Here is a 25,781-nt window from a genome sequence, read left to right as displayed (position 1 = left end):
CGATCACGACTTCGCCTCCGCGGCGCTCGATGCCGGCTTCGCGGCCGGCGCCGAGACGATCACCTGATCGCCGTTGGCGAGCGCGTCGCTCGGGTTCGTGACGAGACGGTCGTTCGGCGTGAGCGGGCCGTCGACCTCGAGCGTCTGCCCGATCGTGCGCACGACCGTCACCTGTTTCAGGCGCACCTGGCCGTTCGCATCGACCGTCGCGACCGTCGGGCCTTCGGCGCGGAACAGCAACGTATTGGCCGGCACCTGCAGGCGGCCGACCGGCGTCATCGGCAACGTGGCCTGCACGTAGGCGCCGGGCAGCAGCCGTCCGTCCGGGTTCGGCAGCGTGATCTCGATCTGCAGCGAGCGCGTCGCGACGTCGATCGCCTCGGAGGTGCGCGTGATCGTCCCGTCGAACGTCCGGCCCGGCAGCTCGGCCTGCGCGACGCTCACGCGCTGGCCGACCTTCACCTGCTGCGCGTATGCCTGCGGCACCTGCACGTAGAGGCGCAGCCGGTCGGCCTGCACGACCGTGAACAGCGAACGCCCCGCGTTGCCGGAGCTGACGAGATCGCCGACGTCGACATTGCGCTGCGTGACGATCCCGTCGATCGGCGCGACGATCCGCTGGAAGCCTTTCAGTTCGGTGAGGCGGTGCATGTTCGCGTCGGCCGCGGCGAGGTTTGCGGTGCCCTGGTTGAACGCGCCTTGCCGGTCGTCGAGTTCCTGCTGCGAGACGGCATCGCGCTGGCGCAACTGCTGCGCGCGGTCGAACGACGTCTTCGCGAGCGCGAGCGCGGCTTGTGCCTGCTGGCGCTGCGCGGTGGCCTGCGCGAGTTCCTGGTTCAGCTCGGGCGTGTCGAGTTCGGCGAGCAGCTGGCCCTGCTTCACGTGCGCGCCGATGTCTGCCTGCCAGCGCAGCACGTAGCCGCTCGCGCGTGCGTAGATCGGCGCCTCGACGAAGCCGCGCAGCGTGCCGGGCAGCGACAGCTTGCCGCCGGTGGCCGCATCGACCGGATGCGCGACGGTCACGTACTGGCGCGTGTTCTGCTCGGCGACCGTGTCGAGCCGGTTGCGGTTCAGCACGTTGACGACGATCGTGCGCGCGGCGCCGGCGGCCAGCAGCACGCCGATCACGATCAGGACGATGCGTCCGCGTCGCGACACCGACGTGCGTGTCGGCAGGTGCATGCCGTGTTCGTCCACCTGGATGCCGACGGCGCTGTGATGTTTCTCTTCCATGAATTCAACCAATTCAACCGGGTAGTGGGCGAAAGAAAGTCAGTGTCCGGCGTGGCGCGCGCGCCGGCGGGCCAGCCGCGCATGCACGCCGCCGAACACGAGCGGCACGAACAGCAGCGTCGAAACGGTCGCGAACAGCAGCCCGCCGATCACCGCGCGGCCCAGCGGCGCGTTCTGCTCGGCGCCTTCGCCGAGACCGAGCGCCATCGGCACCATCCCGATGATCATCGCGAGCGCCGTCATCAGCACCGGCCGGATCCGTGTCGCGCCGGCCTCCAGCGCGGCCGTGAGCGGCGGCGCGCCGGCTTCGAGACGCTGGCGCGCGAACGACACGACCAGGATGCTGTTCGCGGTCGCGACGCCCACCGTCATGATCGCGCCCGTCAGCGCGGGCACACTCAGGTGCGTGCCGGTGATGAACAGCATCCACACGATGCCGGCGAGCGCGGCCGGCATCGCGCTGATGATGATCAGCGGGTCGAGCCACGACTGGAAATTGACGACGATCAGCAGGTAGACGAGCACGATCGCCATCGCGACGCCCGCGCCGAGGCCGAGGTACGACGTGCGCATCGTCTCGATCTGGCCGCGCATCGTCAGCTCGGTGCCGCGCGGCAGCGTCGCGCGCGCGTCCGACACGATGCGGTCGATCTCGCCCGCGACCGCGCCGAGGTCGCGGCCCTCGACGCTCACGTACACGTCGATCGCCGGGCGGATGTTGTAGTGCGTGATCACGGCCGGGTTCGCGGTGCTGCGCACCTGCACGAGGTTGCCGAGCAGTTGCAGCGGCATGCCGGTGCGGCCGCTCGCCGAGATCGGCGTGCCGAGCAGGTCGTCGACCGACGAGATGCTGTATTGCGGGGTCTGGATCTGCAGCGGGTACTGGACGCCGGTGCGCGGGTTGATCCAGAACGACGGCGTCGTCTGCGAGCTGCCGGACAGGGAGATCAGCATGTTCTGCGCGACGTTCTGCGCGGAGAGATTGAGCTGCTGCATGCGCGTACGGTCCATGTCGGCCAGCAGGGTCGGCTCGTCGTTGCGTTGCAGCACGTGCACGTCGACGGCGCCGGGGATTTGCCTGAACTTTTTCATCAGGCTGCTCGCGATAGTCATGTTACTCGCGAGATCGTTGCCGAGCACCTGCAGGTCGATCGCGGCCGGTTGGCCGAAGTTGAGGATCTGCGTGATGATGTCCGACGGCTGGAAGAAGAACTCGACGCCCGGGAAGCGCTCGGGCAGCACCGTGCGCAGTGCCTGCACGTAATGCTGGGTCGCGCGGTGGCCCGGTTTCAGCGCGATCAGCAGCTCGCCGTCGAGCGTGCCGATCGTGCCGGCGTTGCTGTACGACAGGTTGATGCCGCTCACCGGCAGGCCGAGGTTGTCGACGATCGCGCCGAGTTCGTCGGGCGGCACGGTTGCGCGGATCACGCGCTCGACCTGGTCGGCGAGGCGCGCGGTTTCCTCGATCCGGTAGCCGGTCGGCGCGCGCATGTGCAGGCGGATGTTGCCCGAATCGGCGTTCGGGAAGAAGTCGCGGCCGAGCACGAACACGAGGCCGGTCGACAGCACGCAGAAGCCGAGGAAGCACGTCGCGTAGAAGCGGCGGCGCACCAGCAGGATGCTGAGCAGCACGATGTACCACGCGCGCAGCCGCTCGAACGCTTCGTTGAACGCGTGATGGAGGCGTGCGAAGCGCGACGTCGAACGATCCGGGCCGGTGCTCGCCTGCTGCGGGCGGAACAGCAGCATCGCGAGCGTCGGCACGAGCGTGCGCGACAGCACGTACGACGCGAGCATCGCGAACACGACGGCTTCCGCGAGCGGCACGAACAGGAAACGCGCGACGCCCGTGAGGAAGAACATGGGCACGAACACGATGCAGATGCACAGCGTCGACACGAACGCGGGCACCGCGATCTCGCCCGCGCCTTCGAGGATCGCGTCGTGCAGGTTGGTGCCGAGATGCAGGTGCCGCTCGATGTTCTCGATCGTGACGGTCGCATCGTCGACGAGAATGCCGACCGCGAGCGCGAGCCCGCCGAGCGTCATGATGTTGATGGTCTCGCCGAGCGCGGACAGCGCGATCAGCGACGTGAAGATCGACAGCGGAATCGAGATCGCGATGATCAGCGTGCTGCGCCAGTTGCCGAGGAACAGCAGGATCATCATCGCGGTCAGCACGGCGGCGATCAGCGCTTCGTGGATCACGCCCTGGACGGCCGCGTCGACGAACACCGACTGGTCGAACAGCGGCGTGATCGTGAGCCCTTCGGGCAGCGTCGGGATCACCTTCGGCAGCAGCGCCTTCAGGTCCGACACGACCTTGAGCGTCGACGCGTCGCCGCTTTTCAGGATCGAGATGAGCACGCCGCGCTGGCCGTTCTGGCGCACGACGTTGGTCTGCGGCGCGAAACCGTCGCGTACCGATGCGACCTCGCGCAGATAGGTCGTCGCGCCGTTGACGGTCTGGACCGGCAGGTTGCTGATGTCGGCGACCGTATCGGCCGACGCGTTGGTGTCGATCCGGTATTCGGTCTGGCCCATCTTCGCGGTGCCGGTCGGCAGCACGAGGTTCTGCGCGTTGACCGCGTTGACGATGTCGGCGGGCGTGAGCCCCTTCGCGAGCAGCGCCTGCGGATCGAGGTCGATCGCGACCACGCGCGTGCGGCCGCCGTACGGGAACGGGATCTGCACGCCCGGCACCGTGATCAGCTGCGGGCGCAGGAAGTTGAGCGCGATGTCGGCGAGCGACTGTTCACTGAGCGTCTTGCTCGACAGCCCGAGCTGGATCACCGGGATGCTCGAGGCCGAATAGGTGATCACGAGCGGCGGCGTCGCGCCCTGCGGCATCTGCCGCACGATCGCCTGCGCGGACGAGACCGTCTGCGCGATCGCCGTCTGCACGTTCGCGCCCGGCTGCAGGAACACCTTCACGACCGCGATGCCGGGCAGCGACGTCGATTCGACGTGCTGGATGTTGTTGACGGTCGTCGTCAGGATGCGCTCATGCACGGACGTGATGCGGTTCGTCATCTCCGTCGCGGAGAAGCCGCTGTAATTCCAGATGACGCTGATCACGGGGATGTTGATCGCGGGCAGCACGTCGACCGGCGTGCGCATCAGCGCAAGCGGGGTGGCCAGCACGATCATGATGGCCATGACGATGAACGTGTAGGGGCGCCTGAGCGCAAGATTGACGATCCACATGGAGGCAGCGGGACAGGCGGTGATCAGGCGTCGGTAAAGGGAACTCGAATGATAGGCGTCGGCGTGGAACGGGTTACTGTCGCGAAACTGGCGGAATTGTCAGGTTGCGGCGGGGCGGCCCGGTGCCGATTCGGCAGAGGAAACGCCGCGCGGCGCGCCGGCCGCAAAACGGTCGGAAAACGGTCGCGATACCGGACGGGCCGGCTGCGCCTGCGGCGGTTCCGCTCATGGGCCCGTGTTCAGATCTGCTCCATCCCGACACGCGCGAGCGCACCGAGGTCGACGACGTCGATCTGGTTGTAGGCGAGCCGCAGCACGCCGAGTTTCTCGAGCTGCTGTAGCGCCTGGTTGATCCGCTGCCGCGACACGCCGACGAGCATCCCCAGTTCCTCCTGCGAGATCGACAGCGACGGGCCGGTGTCCGGGTACAGGTCGGGATTGAACAGCTGCGCGAGCGACTGCGCGACGCGTGCGTCGACGTCCAGCAGCCGGCTGTTCTGGATCGACGCGATGAATTCGCCCATCCGGTTGTTCAGCTGGTGAATCACGAAGCGCGTAAACGGCAGGCTCGTGTCGAGCAGCGCGTGGAACGTGTCGACCGGCACGAACAGCACGGTCGAGCGCTGGATCGCGACGACCTCGTACTTGCGCAGCTCGCGCTTGATCACGCTGCCTTCGCCGAACCAGCCGCCCGACGGTACGCCAGAGAACGTGCAGCCGCGCCCGGACGCATTGAAGATCGCGAGCTTCAGCAGCCCGCGGTGCACGCCGATCCAGTATTCGGACGGCGCGAGCCGATGGGCGATCACGTCGCCGGCCTCGCACTGCTCGACGCGCGATTGCGCGAGCACGAGCGCCTGGTGTTCGGGCGCGAGCGTGCGGAACCACGCGCACTGGCCGAACAGCGTGGACAGCGCCGGCAGCGGGCCCGGTGCGGAAAGGGCGTCGGCCGGGTGGACGGGCGCGTCGGGCGGTGCGGCGAGAGGGTCGTGCATGGGTGCGGGTTTGCGAGGATAGGGATAACGCGCAGCGCGGGAAAGGCACTCTGTCGTTTCGATGACAGACGGCTCACAATAGCGCCCGTTAGGCTGTCGGCAATTGAACCACATCAAAACGATCCGGGGTGGATCCACCCCGGTCGACAGGACACGGGAGACAGGATCATGACGCAGATGTTCGAGGCCGGACTCGGCCGCCGCGACGCCAATTACGTGCCGCTCACCCCGATCGACTTCCTGGTCAGGACGGCCGAAGTCTACGGCGAGCGCCTCGCGATCGTGCACGGCGACGTGCGGCGCACCTGGGGCGAGACCTACACGCGCGCGAAGCAGCTGGCGAGCGCGCTCGCGCGGCTCGGCGTCGGCCGCGGCGACACGGTCGCGGCGATGCTGCCGAACATCCCGGCGATGGTCGAGGCGCACTTCGGCGTGCCGATGGCCGGCGCCGTGCTGAACACGATCAACACGCGGCTCGACGTGTCGTCGGTGCTGTTCATGCTGCGCCATGGCGAGGCGAAGGTGCTGATCGTCGACACGGAATATGCGGAATTCGCGCATCGCGCGGCGCTCGAGGTGCCGGGCCTGAAGATCGTCAGCGTGGCCGAAGCGATGCCGGCGGACCCCGCCCGCTTCGCGGGCGCGACCGACTACGAGGCGCTCGTTGCAAGCGGCGACGCCGGCTACGCGTGGACCCCGCCCGCCGACGAATGGGACGCGATTGCGCTGAACTACACGTCCGGCACGACCGGCGATCCGAAGGGCGTCGTCTACCACCATCGCGGCGCGTATCTCGCGGCGATCAGCAACATCCTCGAATGGGACATGCCGAAGCACGCCGTCTACCTGTGGACGCTGCCGATGTTCCACTGCAACGGCTGGTGCTTCCCGTGGGCCGTCGCGGCACGCGCGGGCGTGAACGTCTGCCTGCGCAAGTTCGATGCGAAGACGGTGTTCGACCTGATTCGCCGCGAACGCATCACACACTACTGCGGTGCGCCGATCGTGCAGAGCGCGATCGCGAACGCGCCGGCCGAATTCCGCGCAGGCATCGACCACACGGTGCACGCGATGGTGGCGGGCGCGGCGCCCGCGCCGGCCGTGATCGCGAAGATGAAGGAGATCGGCTTCGACCTGCTGCACGTGTACGGGCTGACCGAGGTCTATGGCCCGGCGACCGTGTGCGCGAAGCAGGCGCATTGGGAGGAACTGCCCGATGAGGAGCGTGCGCGGCTCAATGCGCGCCAGGGCGTGCGCTACCACCTGGAAGCGGGCGCGACGGTGCTCGATCCCGACACGATGGCGCCGGTGCCGGCCGACGGCGAGACGCTCGGCGAGATCATGTTCCGCGGCAACATCTGCATGAAGGGCTACCTGAAAAACCCGAAGGCGACCGACGACGCGTTCCACGGCGGCTGGTTCCATACCGGCGATCTCGCGGTGCTGACGCCGGACGGCTATATCCGGATCAAGGATCGCAAGAAGGACATCATCATCTCGGGCGGCGAGAACATCTCGAGCATCGAGGTCGAGGATGCGCTGTACCGGCATCCGGCCGTCGCGGTCGCCGCCGTCGTCGCGATGCCCGACCCGAAATGGGGCGAGGTGCCGTGCGCGTTCGTCGAGCTGCGCGAAGGCGCGAGCGCGACCGAAGAGGAGATCGTCGCGCATTGCCGGCAGTTGCTCGCGGGCTTCAAGGTGCCGAAGGTCGTGCGGTTCGGCGAGCTGCCGAAGACGTCCACCGGCAAGATCCAGAAATTCCAGCTGCGCAACGCGGTCGGCTCGGACAAGGCGATCGACCTGGCGGGCGACAAGAAGTAGGCGGGTTGCCCGGCCCTGGCCGATCGTCCGTCGTCCATCGTCCGCTCCGGTCACGCGTCCCGCTCGAGGCGGAACACGCTGACCGCGTCCGCCAGCTGCGCGGCCTGGTCGCGCAGCGCGACGGCCGCGCGTTCGGCGTCCGAGATCAGCGAGGCATTCCGCTGGGTCGCGTCGCCGATCTGCGTGACGGCCAGGTTCACCTGTTCGATGCCGGTCGATTGTTCGCGCGACGCGGCGCTGATCTCGCCGATCAGCGTGCTGACCTGGTCGACGCGCGCGACGATGTCGCGCATGGTGCCGCGCGCGGCGTCCGCGATCCGGTAACCCTGTTCGACGGTCGTCGACGATTCGGCGCTCAGCGCGTCGATCTCCTTCACGGCAGCCGCGCTGCGCTGCGCGAGCGTGCGCACCTCGGCCGCGACCACCGCGAAGCCCTTGCCGTGTTCGCCCGCGCGCGCGGCCTCGACGGCCGCGTTCAGCGCCAGGATGTTGGTCTGGAACGCGATGCCCTCGATCGTGCCCGTGATCTCGGCGATCCGGCGTGTTGCGCGGCCGATGTCGTCCATCGTCGCGACCACGCGCTGCACCGCGGCGTCGCCGTTCGTCGCGGCGGCCGACGCGTGGGCGACCAGCGCGTTGGCCTGCGCCGCGTGCTCGGCGCTCTGCTGCACGGCGGCGGTGATCTGCTCCATGCTGGCCGCGGTCTGTTCGACGCTGCTCGCCTGCGTCGCGATCCGCGCGGCCATGTCACCGCTGCCGGCCGCGATGTCGACCGTGCCGCGCGCGATGTCGGCCGAGCTGTTGCGCACCTGCTCGACGATCCGGGCGAGGCCGTCGCCGATCCCGTCGACGGCCTGCACGAGCCGGCCGATCTCGTCGTTGCCGGCGTGGCCCGCGTTGCCGCGCATGGCTGCGTCATCGCGGATGCGCACGCTGAGATCGCCCGCCGCATAACGCTCGGAGGCGCGTGCCGCCGCATCGAGCGGCCGGCTCACGACACGGCGGACCACGATGACGAACAGCGTCGCGAACGCGGCGACGAGCAACGCGCCGATCATCAGGAAGCGGTTGCGGGTGGCGCGCATGCCGGCGAGCAGTTCGTCGTCGAGCGCGATGCCGCCGACGAGCCATTGCCACTGCGGAATCGTCGTGAACGATACGAATTTCGCGGTGGGCCCGCTGTCGTGCGCGGCCGGGTCGGTCGACGTGTAGGCAAGCCGTCCCGTGCCGGCCGCGAGCATCTGCGCGTAGGGCGCGCGCGTGTCGTCGGCGGGCGCGCCGGCCGCATCGGGATGCACGACGAAGGTGCCGCGCGACGGGCCCTGCGATGCGTCGAGCACGAAGTAGTAGCCGTTGCTGCCGATCTTCAGCGAGCGGATGCCGTCTTCGACGAGCTTGAGCTCGGCGCCGATGTCCAGGCCGACGAACAGCGCGCCGATCACGCGGCCGGTCGCGTCGGTCACCGGCTTGTATTGCGTGATGTACGGCCGCCCGAACAGCTTCGCGAGGCCCGTGTACACGCGTCCGGCGACGAGCGGCGCGTACGCGGGGCCCGCACGGTCGAGCTTCGTGCCGACGGCGCGCGCGCCGTCCTGCTTCTTCAGCGACGTCGTGATGCGCACGAAATCGTCGCCGTCGCGCGCGAAGACCGTCGCGATCGCGCCGCTTTTCCTCAGGAACTGGTCGGGAATCGAATAGTCGAGGTCGAGCGGCTGGCCGCCCGCGACGAGCGTCGGCGCGGCGACGCCGCCGATGTCGACGGTGCGCGCCGGGTCGAGCGAGAACTCGGCCGGCAGGAAGCTCGCGAACAGCGACATCGAGCGATCGGCTTCGGCGGTCAGCGCCTTGTCGAACAGGTCGACCATCGCGCGGATCGACTGCTCGTTGTCGGCGATCCGCAGGTGTGCCTCTTCGGCGAGTTGCCGGCCGGCGAAATGGGCGAGCGTCCATGCGAACACGGTAAACAGCAGGGCGACGAGCGCGCACGCCAGCGCGGCAAGACGCGCGCCGACGCTCACCCGGCCCAATTGGGTCAATCTCATGAAACTTCCTGAGTGGGGAGGGAGAGGGGCGGAACGCACGCGTCACCGCTGATCGACCGTTTAATACGGCAGCAGCGGCGAATTCTTTAGCGGCGCGTCGTCGATGGCGACGCCGACAGGTGCGGCGGGAACGCGGGTGTCAGTGCGCGACGAGCCACGCGACGGCCAGGTAACGGCCGACCTTCGCGATCGTCACGATCGCGAGAAAGCTCGGCAACGGCTCGCGCAGCACGCCGGCGATCATCGTCAGCGGATCGCCGATTACGGGCGCCCAGCTGAGCAGCAGCGACCAGCGGCCGTAGCGCGCATACCAGCGCTCGGCGCGTGCGAGCGCGGCGGGCTTGACGGGAAACCAGCGGCGCTCGCGGAAGTGCTCGATGCCGCGCCCGAGCGCCCAGTTGATCGCGGAGCCGGCGACGTTGCCGATGCTCGCGACGAGCACCAGCGCCCATACGGGTTCGCGCCCGGCAAGCAGCAGGCCGGCGAGCACGGCTTCGGACTGGAGCGGGAACAGGGTCGCGGCGACCATCGACACGGCGAACAGGCCGCCGTAAGTGAGCAATTCGGACATCGCGCGATTGTACCGGGCGCATGCCGGCCGCCGCCGGTCATACGGTCACGAGGTCACGCGGTCACGAGGACATGCGGACATGCGGACATGCGGTCACGCAGTCACGAGATCACGGGCTCGACAGATCATGCGGCATCGGCCGTGCCGAACAGCAGGTGCGAGATCATCGACTTGTCGACCGGTTCGTCGTTGAGCGTGCTCGCGAGCAGTTCGCCCGCGAGCTGCTGCGGCGAAAACACCATGTCGGGCTTCAACAGACGCAGCCGTTCGAGGTTGCGCTGCTGGTTCACGAGCGCGACGGTGCGCACCGACGGCGAGATCTCGCGGATCGCGAGGATGATGAACGCGTTCTCGGCGTCGTCGGAGCGCAGCGCGAGCACCGCGCGCGCGGTCGCTGCGCCGGCGCTTTCGAGCACCGCATGGTCGGTCGCGTCGCCGACGATCAGGTCGGTCGCCGCCGCGTAGTTGTGCTCGACGCCGGCCGGCACGACGACGGTCACCGCGTAGCCGCGCTTGCGCAGCCCGTCGTGTACCGCATGCGCGACGGGCGTTGCGCCGACGATCAGGAAATGATGCTTGCGGATCACGTTCGAAATGCCTCCCTTGACGATCCGTTTCAGATTGCCGCCGATCACGGGGCCGACGACCGCGCTGATCGACGTCGCGAACACCGTGATGCCGAGCACGATCACCGACGCGGTGAACAGCCGCGCGGTCGGCGCGTGCGGAACGATGTCGCCGTAGCCGACCGTCGACATCGACACGATCGAGAAATAGACGGCGGTGGCGAGGTCGTGGACGGGCGGCGTGAATTCGTCGCCGAGATACAGCACGCCGAAGGTGGCGTAGATCAGCAGCGACACGATGCTCAGCAACGCGAACAGGCTGCTGGCGGCGATGCTCGCGCGGTCGAAATGCCGCCAGTAATAAAGCAGCGTGACGACCAGCACGGCCGTGTAGGCGAACACGCCGTGGCTCGGATAGCCGCCGAGCGCGCTGAGCGCGGCAGCCGCGACCAGCAGCAGGATCGACAGTACCCATGCGACGCGCGCGCGCAGCAAGATGCCGATGGCCATGGTCGCGAGGCCGGCCGCGATCACGACCTGCGGCAGCACGACGAGCCCCGCGTTGTCGACGAGGTTCAACGCATCGGCAAGCCACGCACCGTGGCGGCCGAGCTTCGCGTTGTCGACGACCGGGCGCAGCACCATCAGTGCATCGAGCGCGAGGAGAAGGGCGAGATACCAATGCAGGCCGATCGGCGCGAACAGGCGCCGCAGGCGGGTAGTGACGTGCTTCATTCCGTCGCCCGGCAGGCCGGGCATGTCCAACGAACCAGGCGCTACCCTAAAGCATTCCGCGATCGGCTGCTTTTTCGCGGGGCCGTCGGCGGTTGCGACGACGCGCGTAGCGGCCGCCGTTCAGTTCCAGCCGGCCATGATCGCGCCCATCCCGACGAGCAGCCCGCCCGTGACGCGGTTCATCGCGCGCATCCGCGCGGGCCGCTGCAGTGCGCGGCTCAGCCGGTGCGAGAACAGCGCCATCGACGCGACGCCGCCCGCGAACAGCGCCGCGAAGGTCGCCGAGAGCAGCAGGAACTGCTGGTTCAGGCTCCAGTCGGCGTCAGGGACGATGAACTGCGGGAAGAACGACGGGAAGAACAGCAGCGTTTTCGGATTCAGCCCCGAGGTCGCGAGGCCGCGCCAGAACAGCGCGCGGTGCGAGTCGGTCTCCGGCGTTGCAGCCCCGGCAGGCCCGGCCGTAGCGGGCCCGCCGGCCGGCGCGCGGCTGAGCCATTGCTTGCAGCCGAGCCAGACGAGGTAGGCCGCGCCGGCCCAGCGCAGCACGGTCAACGCGCGCTCGTCGAGATGCACGAGCGAATTCAGGCACAGCGCGGTCAGCGCGAGTTGCAGCAGCACGGCGAGCGTGCCGCCCCAGACGCACGGCAGCGCGCGGCGCCAGCCGGCGCGCAGCGCTTGGTTCATGGTGAGGAGGTTGACGGGGCCGGGAGCGTAGACGAGAACGGCGGAAGCAGCGAGAAACGAGAGGTAAAGCCTGAACGACATGACGGGTAGGGCAGGAACAGGAACACGGGCGCCGAAGCCGCGCGGCCGGATAGGCGCGCGGGCGGCGGGGAATCGCATGCCTGCTGGCCGGCACCGCAACTCGTGATTGCGGCCGTGCGTCCCGCTGCGAAGGGGTTGTCGTGGGGAGCGTGCCGGACAACAGGCATGGGGAAAATATATCAAGGGGCCGGATTAAAAGGCTTCCGCATTTCCACACAAACCGACACAAATCCGGAATGTCGTTCAGATAGAATCGCGCTTTTCAGTAGAAGATTCTTCCTGCCATGGCCACACGTGAACGCTCGCCGAAAACGCTCGACAGCCAGGACCGCAAGATCCTGGGTGCACTGCAGAAAAACGCGCGCCTGTCGAACGCCGAACTGGCCGAACAGATCGGCATGTCGACCACCGCGTGCTGGAACCGCACACGGCAACTCGAGGTGGACGGCTACATCGACGGTTATGTCGCGCTCGTCAACCAGCGGAAGCTGGGCTATGCGGACATCGTGATCCTCGAAGTCACGCTCGATCGCCACGAGGACGACGCGCTCGCCCGCTTCGGCGAGGAGCTCGCCGCGCTGCCCGAGGTGCTCGAGGCGTATCTGGTGTCGGGCGAGTACGACTACTGGATCAAGGTCGCGGTGGACGGCACGGCCGGCTACGAGCGCTTCCTGCGCGAAAAGCTGTACAAGATTTCGAGCATCCGTCACAGCCGCTCGATGTTTGCGCTGCGCTGCATGAAGGACGTGCCGTCGATTCAGGTGTGAGGAAGGCAGAGGTGAGAGGCGGCCGTCGTTGAAACGACGGCGCTGGTGGCTGCGCGTATGCGCGCAGAAAGCCGGCGATCGCGCGGGGGAGAAGCCGTGCGGCGCGGTTCGGTACCGCCGCCGGCAACGCGGATGAATCTTCCGTCCGCGATGGTTCAGCCTTCCCACGTGCTGGCTGGATAACGGCTGCCCGCCCGGGCAACCGTCACACAAAACCGCGCCGAAGCCGATTCGATACCGCGTCGATGCGGATTGGCGCCGGCATCGGCGTTAAAGCGGCCTCGACACGCTCCCGACACCGGGAGCGCATTCAGCCGGGGCAACGCTTGCCGGTTTCCACGTTGTTTGCCGCGCCGGGCGTTGCCGGGTGCCGCGGCCTTGCGGCGCGCATCCGGGCAAGCGGATCAGGGCGGTATCGTGCGGCCGGCTGTTGGCCGCTCGTACCGCTCAGTGCGGCAGGCGTGCGTGTGCTTCAGCGATGACTTCGCAGGTCTCGAGGTGGAGTGCCCAAGCTTCTGCAATCAGCTCGCCCATACGTGCGAGCCAGCCAGCGGATTCGGTGGAACGGTCGGAGACATTAGACGTTTGCATGACGAAGCCCCATATAGGTGGCGAGTTAGGGATAACCCTAATCATAGCGAAACGTCTCCGCTTTGTGAAATGCGATTTCGTTATATGAGAATTACTGACAATTTGTGTTGCTGCTTCGCAACATGAATATCGGGCGCCATGGCGCTGCCGTGCTGGCGCGCGACGAGGCCGTGCCGGCACGGCTGAAACAAGAGAGGGGGATTCGGGCGCTGCGGAGGATGGCGGAAGCGGGCGTCGGCTTACCGGCCGATCCACCCGAACCGCCACGACAGCCGCCGCGTCGCGGCGAGCAACGCCTGCGCGAGATCGCTGTCCGGCCCGCGCGGGAAGCCGCGCGACGAGCCGATGATCGCGATCACGAGCCGGATGCTGCCGGTGTGATCGAACACGGGCGCGGCGACCGTCCCGATGCCCGGCACCGGCGCGTCGAACGCGAAATCGAGCGCGTCTGCGCGGATCGTCGCGAGCCGCGCCCGGAATGCGTCGTCGGCCGGCGGGGCGATGCGGCCCGCGAGGCGCACGGGCTCGTCGGCGAGCAGGTCGGCCAGCACGTCGTCGGACATGCCGGCCGCGAAAATCCGGCCGATCGCCGTATTGACGAGCGACATCACGGTGCCGACCTGGAGGCTCACGTGCTGCGGCCGCGCCGATTCCTCGAGGCGGATCACCGTCGGGCCGAGCGGCCCGAGCGTCGCGGCCGCCACGCTCATGTCGGTCGCGCCGGCCAGCGCGACGATCTCGGCTTCCGCGTCGCGCGTCGGCGACACGCGCTGCATCGCGATCAGGCCGAGCGCCTGCCCGAGCGGGCCGCCGCCGAAGCAGCCGGCGTCATCGCGGCTCAGCAGGCCGATCTTCTGCAGGCTGACGAGATGCGGAAAAGCCTTCGCGGCCGGCATGCCGGCCGCCGCCGTGAGATCGCGCAGCGGCAGCGCGCGGCCCGCCGATACCAGCGCGAGCAGCAGCTCGCCGGTGCTGTCGAGCGCGTTGATCCCGCGCTGCGCCTTCGCATCGTCGGCCAGCGCGGGCGGCACGCGCGGAGCGGCCGGGGCTGCGCCGGGTGCGGGCGGCGGGGCATCGTGCGCCGCGCCGAGCGATGCGCTCGCCTGCCGTGCCGCGTCGCGCAGTGCCGCCGCGATCGGGCCGTCCCACGCGACGTCGATCGAGCCCGTCGAACCGATCACCGTCAACGCGAGCTGCAGCGCGCCCGCCGCGTCGAACACCGGCACGCACATCGCGCTGACGCCGGGGCTCGGCAGGTCGACGCCGCGCTCGATCCCGCGTGCGCGGATCGCGTCGAGTTCGGCCTGCGGCACGCCGGTGTCCGGCACGGGCTGCTCGCCGCCTGCAAGCGTGTCGGCCGCGCCGGCCTGGCTGGCGGCCATCGCGCGGAGTTGCGCGGGGTCGCCGAACGCGCGGAACACGCGGCCGGTGGCCGTCGTGTCGAGCGACATCACCGAACCGACATGCAGGTTCACGTGCAGCGGATAACCGCCGTGCTCGATGCGCACGATCGTCGGCCCGAGCGCGCCCGGCACCGACAGCGCGACGCTCAGGCCGACCGCTTCCGCGAGCCGTGCCGCGTGCGGCAGCGTCGCGCGGTAGGCCGGCTGGCGCTCGATCGACATCAGCCCGAGCCGCAGCGACAACGGGCCCGGCTCGTAGTTGCCGGTGAGCGCGTCGCGCTTCACGAGCGCGAGCCGCGTCAGGCTGACGAGATAGGTGTGCGCCTGCGCGGTCGACAGGTCGGCCGCCGCGGCCAGCTCGGACAGCCCGAGCGGCTTGCGCCGGCGCGCGAGCGCGTCGAGCAGCCGGCCGCCGACCTCGACACTCTGGATCCCGCGCTGCGCCTTGGGCGGCGCATCGTCTGCGCTGACTTCGTGGTTCTGCACGCGATGATTCTTCCGTTGACGAAACCCCGCATGGTATCCGACGCCATTTATCGCGCCAGCCCGCAGGTTTACCCGTATTAGACAATAGCAAGCGACTTTGTCATTGACAAATATTCGGCGCAAGAAGATGATCCGCTCACTCCCCTCAACACATGGCTCGCAGCCACGGAACGCAACATGGCCAAAGCATTCGCCTCCCAAGCCGATCTGGAAGAGAAGAAAGTCACCTGGACGAAGCTGTCCGAGAACGCGTACGCGTACACCGCCGAAGGCGATCCGAACTCGGGCGTGATCATCGGCGACGACAGCGTGCTGATCGTCGACACGACCGCGACGCCCGCGATGGCGCAGGACCTGATCGCGAAGATCCGCAGCGTGACCGACAAGCCGATCAAGCACGTCGTGCTGTCGCACTACCACGCGGTGCGCGTGCTCGGCGCGTCCGCGTATTTCGACGAAGGCGCGCAGCACGTGATCGCGAGCCGTGGCACGTACGAGATGATCGTCGAGCGCGGCGAGGCCGACATGAAGTCGGAGATCGAGCGTTTCCCGCGCCTGTTCGCCGGTGTCGAGACGGTGCCCGGCCTGACCTGGCCGACGCTCGTGTTCGAGCGCGAGATCACGCTGTTCCTCGGCAAGCTCGAGGTGAAGATCATGCACGTCGGCTCGGGCCACACGAAGGGCGACACGATCGTCTGGATCCCGTCGCAGAAAGTGCTGTTCTCGGGCGACCTCGTCGAATACGACGCCGCGTGCTACTGCGGCGATGCCCAGCTCGAGCAGTGGCCGGCCACGCTCGAGGCGCTGCGCGCGCTGAACGCCGAGAAGCTGGTGCCGGGCCGTGGCCCCGCGTTGCTGAACCCGGCCGAAGTGAACAAGGGCCTCGACTACACGAAGGATTTCGTCACGACGCTGCTCGCGCAGGGCCGCAAGGCCGTCGAGCAGAAGCTCGACCTGAAGGCGTCGATGGCGCTCACGCGCGAAGCGATGGACCCGAAGTTCGGCCACGTGTTCATCTACGAGCACTGCCTGCCGTTCGACGTGTCGCGTGCGTTCGACGAAGCGAGCGGCATCACGCATCCGCGCATCTGGACCGCGCAGCGCGACAAGGAAATGTGGGCCGCGCTGCAGGACTGAGCGGCTTGCACAGGCGGGGTGTCCGACAGGGCGCTCCGCCTTTTTTCTGAAGCGGCGACCGGCCGCGGCGTTCCGCCGTCTTGCCGTCCGCCGTGATCCGAGCTCACTAGAAAGCAGGGCGCACGTACGCCCTGGGAGACGGCTGCGCGCCCGAATCGCGCAGCCTGTTTGGAGAGAGACATGCCCCAATCGCTTCATGCCGAAGCGACGCTCGCGCACGCGAGCGCTTCGGCTTCCGCATCCGCCGCCACGGACGACGCGCTGCTGTTCCGCAAGATCGCATGGCGGATCGTGCCGTTCCTGTTCCTCTGCTACGTCGTATCGTTCCTCGACCGCATCAACATCGGCTTCGCGCAGTTGCAGATGAAGCACGATCTCGGCTTCAGCGACGCGATGTACGGCCTCGGCGCCGCAGTGTTCTACGTCGGCTACGTGTTCTGCGAAGTGCCGAGCAACATGCTGCTCGCGCGTTTCGGCGCGCGCCGCACCTTCACGCGGATCATGCTGCTGTGGGGCATCGCGTCGACCGGGATGATGTTCGTGTCGCAGCCGTCGCATTTCTATGCGCTGCGGTTCCTGCTCGGCGTGTTCGAAGCCGGCTTCTTTCCCGGCATCGTGCTGTACCTCACTTACTGGTTCCCCGCGAACCGGCGCGCGGCCGCGATCTCGGTGTTCTTCGCGGGCGTCGCGGTGGCCGGCGTGCTCGGCGGCCTGATGTCGGGCTGGATCATGCGCGACATGGGCGGCGTGCTCGGCCTGCACGGCTGGCAGTGGATGTTCGCGATCGAAGGCGCGCCGGCGATCCTGCTCGCGTTCGCCGCGTTCACGTTCCTGGTCGACCGGCCGCAGGATGCCACGTGGCTCACGGCCGATGAAAAGGCGCGGGTCGCCGCGCTGTGCGCCGACGGCCGCGGCCACGGCCACGCGCACGACGGGCGCAGCCTCGTGGCCGCGCTCGCCAATCCGCGCGTGTACCTGTTCGCGTTCATCTATTTCTCGCTGACCTGCGCGTCGCTGACGCTCAACTTCTGGATGCCGCTGATGATCCGCGATTTCGGCGTGACCGACGTCGTGGCCGTGAGCCTGTACACGGTCGTGCCGAACGCGGTCGGCGCGGTGGGGCTGGTCCTGATCGCCCGCCGTTCGGACCGGACCGGCGAGCGCCGCAAGCACTTCGCATGCTGCACGATCGGCGGCGGGATCGCGCTCGCGGCGCTGACGCTGCACCTGCACAGCTTCGCGGCGATGCTCGCGTGCCTGTCGATCGCGGCGACGCTGATCTTCGCCGCGCTGCCGATCTTCTGGGCCGTGCCGACCCGCTACCTGTCGGGCAACGCGGCCGCGGCCGGGATCGCGCTGATCAGCAGCATCGGGATCACGAGCGGCATCGTCAGCCCGTGGGTGATCGGGATGATCCGCACGCGCACCGGCAGCATGGATCTCGCCGTGTATCTGCTGGCCGCGTTGCTGGTGGCGAGCGGCGTCGCGCTGATGCTCGGCGTGAAGGGCGAAGCCGCGCCGCGCGACTGAACGCGCAACGACCGGTCGCCGCGCGCGGGCGGCGGCGACCGGCGCCCATGTTCGCCCCGCACCCGAATCCATCGAGGAGACGATCGATGTCAGCCCCTCTTCAAGCCGACGCCGCGCGTGCCGTTGCGTCCGGCGCCGCTGCACCGGACGACGACGCGCTGTACCGGCGCATCGGCGCGCGGATCGTGCCGTTCCTGTTCATCTGCTACATCGTGTCGATCCTCGATCGCAGCAACATCGGCTTCGCGCAGTTGCAGATGCGGCAGGATCTCGGCCTGACCGACGCGATGTACAGCCTCGGCGCCGTGCTGTTCTTCGTCGGTTACGTGCTGTTCGAGGTGCCGAGCAACGCGTTGCTGCGCCGCTTCGGTGCGCGCCGCACGTTCGCGCGGATCATGTGCCTGTGGGGCGCGGTGTCGGTCGCGATGATCACCGTCGACAGCGCGAAGCACTTCTACGTGCTGCGCTTCCTGCTCGGGCTGTTCGAGGCCGGGTTCTTTCCGGGCGTGGTGTTCTACCTGACGTACTGGTATCCGGCGCGGCGGCGCGCGTCGGTGCTGTCGATCTTCTACGCGGGCGTCGCGGTGGCGGGGATGGTCGGCGGGCTGCTGTCGGGCTGGCTGATGCGCGGGATGTCGGGCGTGCTCGGGCTGCACGGCTGGCAATGGATGTTCGCGATCGAGGGCGCGCCCGCGATCCTGCTCGGCGTGATCGCGTGGTTCTGGCTGTGCGATCGTCCCGAGCAGGCGAGCTGGCTGTCCGACGCCGATCGCCAGCGGCTTGCGGCCGACCTGGCCGCCGACCGCGCCGGTGCCGCCGGCGCCGCCGGTGTCGCCGGTGCCGATGCGCCGGCGCCGCATTCGCTGCGGCAGGTGCTGGCCGAACCGCGCACGTACCTGTTCGCGTTCATCTATTTCTCGCTGACCACCGCGCTCCTGATGCTGCTGTTCTGGATGCCGCTGATGATCCGCGAATTCGGCATCCACGACGTCGTGCAGATCAGCCTGCTGTCGGTCGTGCCGAACGCGATCGGCGCGGCCGGCCTGATCGCGATCGCGCGGCGTTCCGACCGCAAGCGCGAGCGGCGCCGGCACTTCGCGGCATGCGCGTTCGGCGGCGCGGTGGCGCTTGCGCTGCTGACGCTGCACCTGCCGAGCATCGTCGCGATGATGGCGCTGCTGTCGGTCGCGGTGATGCTGATCTTCGCCGCGCATCCGGTGTTCTGGGCCGTGCCGTCCGCGTATTTCTCCGGCGCGGGCGCGGCCGGCGGGATCGCGCTGATCAGCAGCATCGGCGTGTCGAGCGGCATGATCACCCCCTGGCTCGTCGGGCTGATCCGCACGCGAACCGGCAGCATGGATCCGGCGATGCTGATGATCGCCGCGCTGTTGGCCGCGTGCGCGGTCGCGATGCTGCTGGGGGTGCGGGCGGTGCCGCGTGCGGAGGCGGCGTGACGCCGGCGGCTGCGGTGCGATTCAGTGGAAGGACAGAAACAGCCCGGGCAGGACGAGCAGGCCGTGCAGCACCAGCGCCCCGTAGATCACGCCGCCGCGCGCCTGCAGGTCGATCGACAGGCAGGCGATCGCCGCGATGACGCCGATGGCCGAGAGGCCTGCCGCCCAGAACAGCGCGGTAATCAGCACGCGAACGCCGGTGTACGGATCGTCCATCGAACTGGCGAACACGTAGCCGATCAGAAGCGCCAGCAACTCGACGAGCGCGACGACGAGCAGACCAGTCGCGATTCGCGCGGTTCGTTTGGCATTGTCCATGGCAAGTCGGGGTGAGGAGAGCAAGGGGCGCAAGTCTACACGATCGGTTTCGAACCGATCGCGCAACGGGGGCCGGGAAACCGGGCGGCGGACGCGGCGCGGATGTCGCCCGGCGCGATGGTGCGACGTCGCGCCGTCGCGTCGTCGCGTCGTCGCGTCGGCTAAGCCCGATACACCTCGATCCGGTTGCGGCCGCGCTCCTTCGCGAGATAGAGCGCCTTGTCGGCGCGTGACAGCGGCTGGTACGCGCCGAAGTCCGACGCCCGCATCGCGTCGATGCCGATGCTGACGGTCAGCGTGACCTGCTGGTCCTCGTGCATCAGCCGCGCCGCTATCGCGCGTTGCTGCACGCGCTGCGCGAATGCCAGCGCGGTGTCGAGATCCGCCTTCGGCAGCACGACCGCGAATTCCTCGCCGCCGACCCGGCCGACGATCCCGTCTGGCCCGGTTTCCGCGAGCAGCAGCCGCGCGAAATGCCGGAGCGCGCGATCGCCGACCGGGTGGCCCCAGCGGTCGTTCAGCGCCTTGAAGTGATCGAGATCGAGCATCAGCACCGCGGCGGCCAGGCCGGTCGTGCGCACGTTGCGCAGCGCGGCTTCGCTTTGCCGCATGAACGCGTGGCGGTTCGACAGTTGCGTCAGGTGATCGGTCGTGGCCATCCGGTGCAGCTCGGCCTCGATGTGCTTGCGGTCGGTCGCGTCGGTGATGAAGCCGTGCCACACGGTGCCGCCGTCGGCCGTGCGCTGCGGGCGCGCATCGCCTTCGCGCCAGCGCAGGCCCTGGCCCGGCAGCAGCACGCGATATTCGAGGCGCCACGGGGTCAGCCGCACCGACGAGTCGTGCAGCGACAGCCGATAGGCGACCAGGTCGGCCGGATGAATCCGCGTCTCGACCGCCTCCGCACTGTGGGCGACCTGCTCGGGCGTCAGTTCATAGATGTCGCTGACACCCGCGCTCGCGTAGGTAAAGAAGCGGTGCCCGTCGGCCGTTTGCCGCAGCTGGAACACGAGCCCGGGAACCTGGTCGGTGAGATCCGTGACGAGCGCGGCCGAGTCGCGCAACCGCGTGGCGAGCTCGCGCAGCGCGGTGATGTCCGTGGTCGTGCCGACCATGCGGAGCGCGCGGCCGTAGGCGTCGCGGGTGATCACCTTGCCGCGGCTGCAGATCCACTTGTAGGTGCCGTCCTTGCAACGGATGCGGTGCTCGACCGCGTAGCGGTCGGTGCGGCGCTCGAAGTGGGCGAGCATCGCGGCTTTCACGTCGTCGACGTCGTCCGGATGCAGCCGTTCGTACGCATCCTCGATCCGGGTGCCGAGCTCGTGCGGCGCGTAGCCGAGCAACGCCTTCCAGGCCGGCGAGTAATGGATCTCGCCGGTTTCCACGTTGCGATCCCACACACCGGTGCCGCTTTCGGTGAGCGCGAGCGTGGTCAGCGTGCTGTGTTCCTCGACGATGCCGAGCCGTTCGCGCAACGCGGCGGCTTCGATCGCGCGGCAAAGCGCGCTTGCCGCCAGCGTGGCGAGGTCGCGGAGCAGCGTGCGTTGCGTGGCGTCGAGCGTGCGTTGCGCATCGTCGACGACGCACAGCATGCCCAGTGTCGCGCCATCGGGCGCGGCCAGTTCGCAGGCCGCGACGATCCCCGGCGCGTGAGGCGGGCCGCCGTCGCGTTGCCCGTTCGCATTCGCGTTCGCGTTCGTGTCGTCCGGCACGAGCCGAGCATCGGCGGCCGGATCCGGCTCGACCCGGGGTGGCAAGCCATCGGCGAAAAGGGGATCGGGCAGCGCGCCGTCGACGGCGAGCACGCGTGGCGCATCGGCATCCGCGTGCGCAATGAACGCGCCGGCGGCACCGAAATGCGCCCGCGCGACACGACAGACGGTGGCCAGTTCCGGCACGGGCGGGAGCGCGGGCTGAAGGTTGGCCGAACCGCGCGCGGAGGCCGGCGCGTCGCCGGTCTCGGTGATGAACATACGGACCCGCATGGTCGAGTTTGCAACGGACGATTGCCCTCGTGATCGGACGAATGCCGGTCGGACGAGGCCGCTTGGGGACTGCAATCGCAGAGCTTACTGTTGCGCGGAATGCGTGGCAAGCGAACCGGAATCGTCTGTCATTATGCGCGATTTGCGCCGATCGGGAACGAATCCGGTGCATGTTTCGGCAGACGAATCCACCGATCGGCACGTGCCGGGAAACGTGCCGCGGAACCCGGGATGATCGTCAGCGAATTGCTGCCTGTCACCGGGTCCCGCGGCGCGCCCCTGGAGGGCGACGCGCTTGCTGCCTTCGACCTGCGGGACGTCGGGCGGTCAGCGTGCCGTCGCGTAGCGCGGCGCGAGCGTATCGGCCGACAGGTGCGGGGCCATCGTGCGGCGCGCGGCCTCGTAGGCGTCCCATTCGTCACCCGCATGCAGCGACGGGATCGTCACGAGTTCGCCGCGCTCGAAGCCGACCAGCGCCGCGTCGACCAGGTCGGACGCCGACATCACGATTTCCTTCGGCAGATGCTCGAGCGGCAGGCCGGCCGTCTGCCAGAAATCGGTGGCGGTCGCGCCGGGCAGCACGGCCTGCACCTGCACGCCCTTGCCGGCGAGTTCGTGATGCAGCGACTGGCTGAACGCGAGCACGAACGCCTTCGTGCCGCCGTACACGCCGTTCAGCGTTTCCGGCGAGATCGCGACGACCGACGAAATATTGATCACCGCACCGCGGCCGCGGGCGACGAAGCCGGGCACCGCCGCGTAGGTGAGGCGCGTGAGCGACGTCACGTTCAGGTCGATCATCCGGGTCATCGCGTCGACGTCGCTGTCGAGCAGCGGCGCGTGCGTGCCGACGCCCGCATTGTTCACGAGCAGCGTGATGCTCGCATCCTGCTTCAGCTTCGCCTCGACGGCGGCGAGGGCCGCGCGGTCGTTGAGGTCGGCGTCGACGATCTCGACGCTGCGCTGCGTGTCGTTCGTGATGCGCTCGGCGAGGGCGGCCAGCCGGTCGCGGTTGCGGGCGACCAGGATCAGGTCGTAACCGCGGCGCGCGAGGCGGTCCGCGTAGACGGCGCCGATGCCCGACGAGGCGCCGGTAATGAGGGCGGTACCGCGATGTGCTTGCGTCATGATGTGCTCCGTTTCGATGGGATTGGCCGGATGGCGTGAAGCCATTCTGGCCGTGAATCGCTGTGACACAAATGACGTAGATGGGTATGATTCAGGACATCGGGCCAACTCACTGGCCAGGGAAGGGGGAACGCACATGCACCGCATCGGCTTTCTGATCAGCGACGGCTTCCAGATCATGGCGCTCGCCGCGCAGTCGGTGTTCGAGTACGCGAACATGGGCATGAGCGAGCCGTTTTACGTGATGGGCAACTATTCGGTCGACGGTGGCGACGTGCGCTCGTCGCTCGGGCTGCCGGTCGCCACGCACGCGCTGCGCGGGCAGCTTGCCGTCGATACGTGGATCGTCGCGGGCGTCAACGATCCGGTCGCGTCGCCGGCGCCGCCCGGCGTCGTCGCGTTCCTGCGGCGCGCCAACGCGCGCGCGCGGCGGATCGCCGGCATCTGCACGGGCGCGTTCGTGCTGGCCGAGGCCGGGCTGCTCGCGCAGCGTCGCGCGACGACGCACTGGGCGTTCGGCCGCGACCTGCAGCGGGACTACCCGGAGATTCGCGTCGAGGAAGACCGGATCTACATCGTCGACGGCCCGATCTGGACGTCGGCCGGGATGACGGCCGGCCTCGACCTCGCGCTCGCGATGGTGGAAAAGGACCTGGGCGCGGATGCCGCCCGGTCGGTCGCGCACAAGCTCGTGATGCACCAGCGGCGGGCCGGCGGCCAGTCGCAGCATTCGGAAATGCTGGATCTCGCGCCGAAATCCGACCGGATCCAGAACGCGCTGAACTACGCGCGGCAGCATCTGGGCCGCGCGCTGACCGTTGAGGATCTCGCCGAAGCGGTGCACCTGAGCCCGCGCCAGTTCAGCCGCGTGTTCACGCTCGAGACGGGGCAGTCGCCCGCGAAGGCGATCGAGCGGCTGCGGCTGGAGTCCGCGCGGCTGATGATCGAGCAGAGCCGCCATTCGCTCGACGTGATTGCGAAGGAAAACGGCTTTCGCGACCGGCGGCACATGCGCGAGGCGTTCGTGCGCGGGTTCGGCGTGCCGCCGCAGGCGGTGCGGCGCGACGCGCGGGCGGATGAGCGGTCGGGCGAGCGGGAGGCGGGCTGACGCGTGTGCGCGAGCCGCTCTGCGCGCGCCGGAAAAATCGCGCAGAATCTCGTCGACCCGCTTCGCGAGGAGACCCGATGCACACCGCCCCGTTCGACATTGCGATTCCCGATCACGCGCTCGATGACCTGCGCCGGCGCCTGCGCGCCATGCGCGCACCGACGCTGACACCCGCGGAGCCGTGGCAGCAGGGCGTCGACGGCGCCTGGTTGCGCGAGCTGACCGCGTACTGGGCCGAACGCTTCGACTGGCGTGCGGCGGAGCGTGCGCTGAACCGGCTGCCGCAGTTCGTCGCAGACGCGGGCGGGCAGCGCGTGCATTTCATCCATCGACGCGGCGTCGGGCCGAGGCCTTATCCGCTCGTCATCACGCACGGCTGGCCCGGCTCCGTCTTCGAATTCGACGCGCTGATCGATCGCCTCTGCGACCCGGCGGCGTTCGGCGGCGATCCGGACGACGCGTTCGACGTCGTCGTGCCGTCGCTGCCCGGTTTCCTGTTCTCGCCGGCGCCCGCCGCACCCGGCATGTCGGCGTTTCAGGTCGCCGACCGCTGGGCGGCACTGATGTCCGGTCTCGGATATCGCCGCTTCGGCGCGCAAGGCGGCGATCTCGGCGCAGGCGTGTCGATTGCGCTCGGCGCGCGGCATGCCGACGTGGTCGACGGCCTCCATCTGAACTTCCTGCCCGGCAGCTACGAGCCGCCGACCGACGCGGCCTTGCCGCTGACCGACGAGGAACGGGCGTTCGTGACGCAGCGCGGCGAGTGGGCCGCGCTGGAAGGCGGATACGCGCATGTCCACACGACGAAGCCGCAGACGCTCGCCGTCGCGCTCAACGATTCGCCGGCCGGGCTGGCCGCGTGGATCGCCGAGAAATTTCGCGCGTGGAGCGATTGCGACGGCGACCTGGCGCGGCGGTTCTCGCACGACACGCTGCTGACCGGCATCTCGTTGTACTGGTTCACCGGCTGCATCGGCTCGTCGATGCAGATGTATTGGGAAAACCGGCTGCAGCCCATGCGCTTCGCGGCCGGTCAGCGCGTGGCGGTGCCCGTCGCGTTTGCGCGTTTTCCGAAGGAAATCGGCCGCCCGCCGCGCAGCTGGCTCGAACGGGTGTTCGACGTCGTGCAGTGGACCGACATGCCGAGCGGCGGCCATTTTGCCGCGATGGAGGAGCCGGATCTGCTGGCCGACGATGTCCGGCGGTTTTTCCGGCGGTTTCGGTAATGCGCGGGCAGGCCGGGGACGATGCCGAAGGGCGCCGGCCGCCATCCGCACATCGGCGCGAGCCGGCACGACACGGAACGCGACGCGGCGATGCCGCCAGTGTTACCGCGTGACGAACGGCGCGGCGTCGTCCGGCGCGGTGCGCGCATGCTTGCGCTGGCGCAGCAGCGCGACGCGACAGTTCTCGCGCGCGGTTTCGCGGCCTTCGTTGTCGAGCAGCACCAGATCGCCGCGCATCACGTTCAGCGTGATCACGTCCTCGCCCGGCGCGCCGAGCGTTTCCGGCGTATGCACCGAGCCGGCCGGTTCGAGCACCGTCGAGCCGGCGTGCGCGATCCAGTCGTATTCGAGGTAGCGCCACGCCCCCTGCAGCGTATGGACGAATACCTCGCCGTCGTGGCGATGGCGCGGCAGCGTGCCGCCGGCCGGCATCCTCAGCAGCGCGGTGAGCGTATCCTCGGCCGCGTTGATGTGCAGGTACTTGATTGCGAGCCCGGGCAGGTCGGCGCTCATCGGCAGCCACGGCAGCGCGTCGCCGGGCAGGCACGAGATCGGCGGCAGGTCGGTGGAGAGCGGAGCGGACGGCTGCGTCATGGCGGGAAGCGGAGCGGAAATGGGGAGCCCGCATTATCGCAGAGCCGGCCTGCGCGGCCGAACGCGACGTTTCGCATCGGCTCGAGCGCAGGTGAAGGGACGATCCTTACAAGGTGAAATAT

The 25,781-nt window shown here is 68.8% G+C and carries 20 protein-coding genes; 8 read left to right on the top strand and 12 right to left on the bottom strand.

Features of this window, described 5'->3' with window-relative positions:
- Positions 1–3: 3 nt before the first annotated feature.
- From DPV79_RS08435 to DPV79_RS08425, 3 genes are all read right to left on the bottom strand, one after another.
- Complete coding sequence (locus DPV79_RS08435) at positions 4–1,233, bottom strand: efflux RND transporter periplasmic adaptor subunit (protein ID WP_113045172.1); 1,230 nt, start codon at positions 1,231–1,233, stop codon at positions 4–6.
- Positions 1,234–1,272: 39 nt separating this feature from the next.
- A complete protein-coding gene (locus DPV79_RS08430; protein WP_113045171.1) occupies positions 1,273–4,440 on the bottom strand; it encodes an efflux RND transporter permease subunit in 3,168 nt (1,055 codons plus the stop codon).
- 239 nt (positions 4,441–4,679) lie between these two features.
- The gene (locus DPV79_RS08425) at positions 4,680–5,435 is read right to left on the bottom strand and encodes a Crp/Fnr family transcriptional regulator (protein ID WP_021159235.1); all 756 of its coding nucleotides are present in this window, start codon (positions 5,433–5,435) and stop codon (positions 4,680–4,682) included.
- Positions 5,436–5,603: 168 nt separating this feature from the next.
- On the opposite strand from DPV79_RS08425, the gene DPV79_RS08420 reads away from it, so the two are divergent.
- On the top strand, positions 5,604–7,256 hold the full coding sequence (locus DPV79_RS08420) for an acyl-CoA synthetase (RefSeq protein WP_113045170.1): 1,653 nt from the start codon (positions 5,604–5,606) through the stop codon (positions 7,254–7,256).
- Positions 7,257–7,306: 50 nt separating this feature from the next.
- Here DPV79_RS08420 and DPV79_RS08415 read toward each other — a convergent pair whose 3' ends face one another.
- The 4 genes from DPV79_RS08415 to DPV79_RS08400 all read right to left on the bottom strand — a co-directional run bounded on the left by DPV79_RS08415 (position 7,307) and on the right by DPV79_RS08400 (position 11,935).
- On the bottom strand, positions 7,307–9,298 hold the full coding sequence (locus DPV79_RS08415; RefSeq protein ID WP_113045169.1) for a methyl-accepting chemotaxis protein: 1,992 nt from the start codon (positions 9,296–9,298) through the stop codon (positions 7,307–7,309).
- A 139-nt stretch (positions 9,299–9,437) separates the two neighbouring features.
- Positions 9,438–9,869: a YqaA family protein gene (locus tag DPV79_RS08410; protein ID WP_060055839.1), complete on the bottom strand. Its 432-nt coding sequence runs from the start codon at positions 9,867–9,869 to the stop codon at positions 9,438–9,440.
- Between the two features lie 125 nt (positions 9,870–9,994).
- Positions 9,995–11,170: a voltage-gated potassium channel protein gene (gene kch, locus DPV79_RS08405; protein ID WP_113045263.1), complete on the bottom strand. Its 1,176-nt coding sequence runs from the start codon at positions 11,168–11,170 to the stop codon at positions 9,995–9,997.
- Positions 11,171–11,290: 120 nt separating this feature from the next.
- The gene (locus tag DPV79_RS08400) at positions 11,291–11,935 is read right to left on the bottom strand and encodes a LysE family translocator (RefSeq protein WP_113045168.1); all 645 of its coding nucleotides are present in this window, start codon (positions 11,933–11,935) and stop codon (positions 11,291–11,293) included.
- 284 nt (positions 11,936–12,219) lie between these two features.
- On the opposite strand from DPV79_RS08400, the gene DPV79_RS08395 reads away from it, so the two are divergent.
- The gene (locus tag DPV79_RS08395) at positions 12,220–12,702 is read left to right on the top strand and encodes an Lrp/AsnC family transcriptional regulator (RefSeq protein WP_021159229.1); all 483 of its coding nucleotides are present in this window, start codon (positions 12,220–12,222) and stop codon (positions 12,700–12,702) included.
- Positions 12,703–13,532: 830 nt separating this feature from the next.
- Here the strand turns inward: DPV79_RS08395 and DPV79_RS08385 are convergent.
- Entirely contained in the window at positions 13,533–15,182 is a 1,650-nt protein-coding gene (locus DPV79_RS08385; protein WP_113045167.1) for an IclR family transcriptional regulator, read from the bottom strand.
- Positions 15,183–15,359: 177 nt separating this feature from the next.
- Between DPV79_RS08385 and DPV79_RS08380 the strand changes: the two genes are divergently transcribed.
- From DPV79_RS08380 to DPV79_RS08370, 3 genes are all read left to right on the top strand, one after another.
- Positions 15,360–16,319 carry an MBL fold metallo-hydrolase gene (locus DPV79_RS08380; protein WP_059683417.1) on the top strand — a complete coding sequence of 320 codons (960 nt, stop codon included), beginning with the start codon at positions 15,360–15,362 and terminating at the stop codon, positions 16,317–16,319.
- A gap of 180 nt (positions 16,320–16,499) precedes the next feature.
- A complete protein-coding gene (locus DPV79_RS08375; protein WP_113045166.1) occupies positions 16,500–17,849 on the top strand; it encodes an MFS transporter in 1,350 nt (449 codons plus the stop codon).
- 86 nt (positions 17,850–17,935) lie between these two features.
- Positions 17,936–19,303 (top strand): MFS transporter, encoded by a 1,368-nt coding sequence (locus DPV79_RS08370; RefSeq protein ID WP_113045165.1) that lies wholly within the window; start codon positions 17,936–17,938, stop codon positions 19,301–19,303.
- Positions 19,304–19,324: 21 nt separating this feature from the next.
- On the opposite strand, the gene DPV79_RS08365 is transcribed toward DPV79_RS08370, so the two are convergent.
- Both DPV79_RS08365 and DPV79_RS08360 read right to left on the bottom strand, forming a co-directional pair.
- A complete protein-coding gene (locus DPV79_RS08365) occupies positions 19,325–19,621 on the bottom strand; it encodes a hypothetical protein (RefSeq protein WP_059623082.1) in 297 nt (98 codons plus the stop codon).
- Between the two features lie 161 nt (positions 19,622–19,782).
- On the bottom strand, positions 19,783–21,210 hold the full coding sequence (locus DPV79_RS08360) for a sensor domain-containing diguanylate cyclase (RefSeq protein WP_425267353.1): 1,428 nt from the start codon (positions 21,208–21,210) through the stop codon (positions 19,783–19,785).
- A 78-nt stretch (positions 21,211–21,288) separates the two neighbouring features.
- On the opposite strand from DPV79_RS08360, the gene DPV79_RS43845 reads away from it, so the two are divergent.
- Positions 21,289–21,636 carry a hypothetical protein gene (locus tag DPV79_RS43845; RefSeq protein WP_425267352.1) on the top strand — a complete coding sequence of 116 codons (348 nt, stop codon included), beginning with the start codon at positions 21,289–21,291 and terminating at the stop codon, positions 21,634–21,636.
- 294 nt (positions 21,637–21,930) lie between these two features.
- On the opposite strand, the gene DPV79_RS08355 is transcribed toward DPV79_RS43845, so the two are convergent.
- Positions 21,931–22,731 (bottom strand): SDR family NAD(P)-dependent oxidoreductase, encoded by an 801-nt coding sequence (locus tag DPV79_RS08355; RefSeq protein WP_113045262.1) that lies wholly within the window; start codon positions 22,729–22,731, stop codon positions 21,931–21,933.
- A gap of 136 nt (positions 22,732–22,867) precedes the next feature.
- Between DPV79_RS08355 and DPV79_RS08350 the strand changes: the two genes are divergently transcribed.
- A complete protein-coding gene (locus DPV79_RS08350; protein WP_048023102.1) occupies positions 22,868–23,839 on the top strand; it encodes a GlxA family transcriptional regulator in 972 nt (323 codons plus the stop codon).
- A gap of 77 nt (positions 23,840–23,916) precedes the next feature.
- A complete protein-coding gene (locus DPV79_RS08345) occupies positions 23,917–25,065 on the top strand; it encodes an epoxide hydrolase family protein (RefSeq protein WP_113045163.1) in 1,149 nt (382 codons plus the stop codon).
- A gap of 102 nt (positions 25,066–25,167) precedes the next feature.
- Here DPV79_RS08345 and DPV79_RS08340 read toward each other — a convergent pair whose 3' ends face one another.
- Positions 25,168–25,659, bottom strand: a complete 492-nt coding sequence (locus tag DPV79_RS08340; RefSeq protein WP_113045162.1) for a 2,4'-dihydroxyacetophenone dioxygenase family protein — start codon at positions 25,657–25,659, stop codon at positions 25,168–25,170.
- Between the last annotated feature and the right edge of the window lie 122 nt (positions 25,660–25,781).

The organism is Burkholderia reimsis (genome assembly GCF_003294055.1).
Classification (GTDB): Bacteria; Pseudomonadota; Gammaproteobacteria; order Burkholderiales; family Burkholderiaceae; genus Burkholderia; species Burkholderia cepacia.
The sequence above is the reverse complement of the archived record's forward strand: the minus strand, read 5'-3'. Positions and strand labels throughout refer to the sequence as shown.

Excerpts from the sequence above, each read along its gene's own strand:
- DPV79_RS08395 (WP_021159229.1), top strand. The coding sequence starts at position 12,220 with ATGGCCACACGTGAACGCTCGCCGAAAACGCTCGACAGCCAGGACCGC.
- DPV79_RS08400 (WP_113045168.1), bottom strand. The coding sequence starts at position 11,935 with ATGTCGTTCAGGCTTTACCTCTCGTTTCTCGCTGCTTCCGCCGTTCTC.
- DPV79_RS08375 (WP_113045166.1), top strand. The coding sequence starts at position 16,500 with ATGCCCCAATCGCTTCATGCCGAAGCGACGCTCGCGCACGCGAGCGCT.
- DPV79_RS08355 (WP_113045262.1), bottom strand. The coding sequence starts at position 22,731 with ATGACGCAAGCACATCGCGGTACCGCCCTCATTACCGGCGCCTCGTCG.
- DPV79_RS08420 (WP_113045170.1), top strand. The coding sequence starts at position 5,604 with ATGACGCAGATGTTCGAGGCCGGACTCGGCCGCCGCGACGCCAATTAC.
- kch (WP_113045263.1), bottom strand. The coding sequence starts at position 11,170 with ATGAAGCACGTCACTACCCGCCTGCGGCGCCTGTTCGCGCCGATCGGC.
- DPV79_RS08425 (WP_021159235.1), bottom strand. The coding sequence starts at position 5,435 with ATGCACGACCCTCTCGCCGCACCGCCCGACGCGCCCGTCCACCCGGCC.
- DPV79_RS08410 (WP_060055839.1), bottom strand. The coding sequence starts at position 9,869 with ATGTCCGAATTGCTCACTTACGGCGGCCTGTTCGCCGTGTCGATGGTC.
- DPV79_RS08435 (WP_113045172.1), bottom strand. The coding sequence starts at position 1,233 with ATGGAAGAGAAACATCACAGCGCCGTCGGCATCCAGGTGGACGAACAC.
- DPV79_RS08380 (WP_059683417.1), top strand. The coding sequence starts at position 15,360 with ATGGCCAAAGCATTCGCCTCCCAAGCCGATCTGGAAGAGAAGAAAGTC.
- DPV79_RS08370 (WP_113045165.1), top strand. The coding sequence starts at position 17,936 with ATGTCAGCCCCTCTTCAAGCCGACGCCGCGCGTGCCGTTGCGTCCGGC.
- DPV79_RS08365 (WP_059623082.1), bottom strand. The coding sequence starts at position 19,621 with ATGGACAATGCCAAACGAACCGCGCGAATCGCGACTGGTCTGCTCGTC.
- DPV79_RS08350 (WP_048023102.1), top strand. The coding sequence starts at position 22,868 with ATGCACCGCATCGGCTTTCTGATCAGCGACGGCTTCCAGATCATGGCG.
- DPV79_RS08340 (WP_113045162.1), bottom strand. The coding sequence starts at position 25,659 with ATGACGCAGCCGTCCGCTCCGCTCTCCACCGACCTGCCGCCGATCTCG.
- DPV79_RS08360 (WP_425267353.1), bottom strand. The coding sequence starts at position 21,210 with ATGCTGTGCGTCGTCGACGATGCGCAACGCACGCTCGACGCCACGCAA.
- DPV79_RS08345 (WP_113045163.1), top strand. The coding sequence starts at position 23,917 with ATGCACACCGCCCCGTTCGACATTGCGATTCCCGATCACGCGCTCGAT.
- DPV79_RS08415 (WP_113045169.1), bottom strand. The coding sequence starts at position 9,298 with ATGAGATTGACCCAATTGGGCCGGGTGAGCGTCGGCGCGCGTCTTGCC.
- DPV79_RS08430 (WP_113045171.1), bottom strand. The coding sequence starts at position 4,440 with ATGTGGATCGTCAATCTTGCGCTCAGGCGCCCCTACACGTTCATCGTC.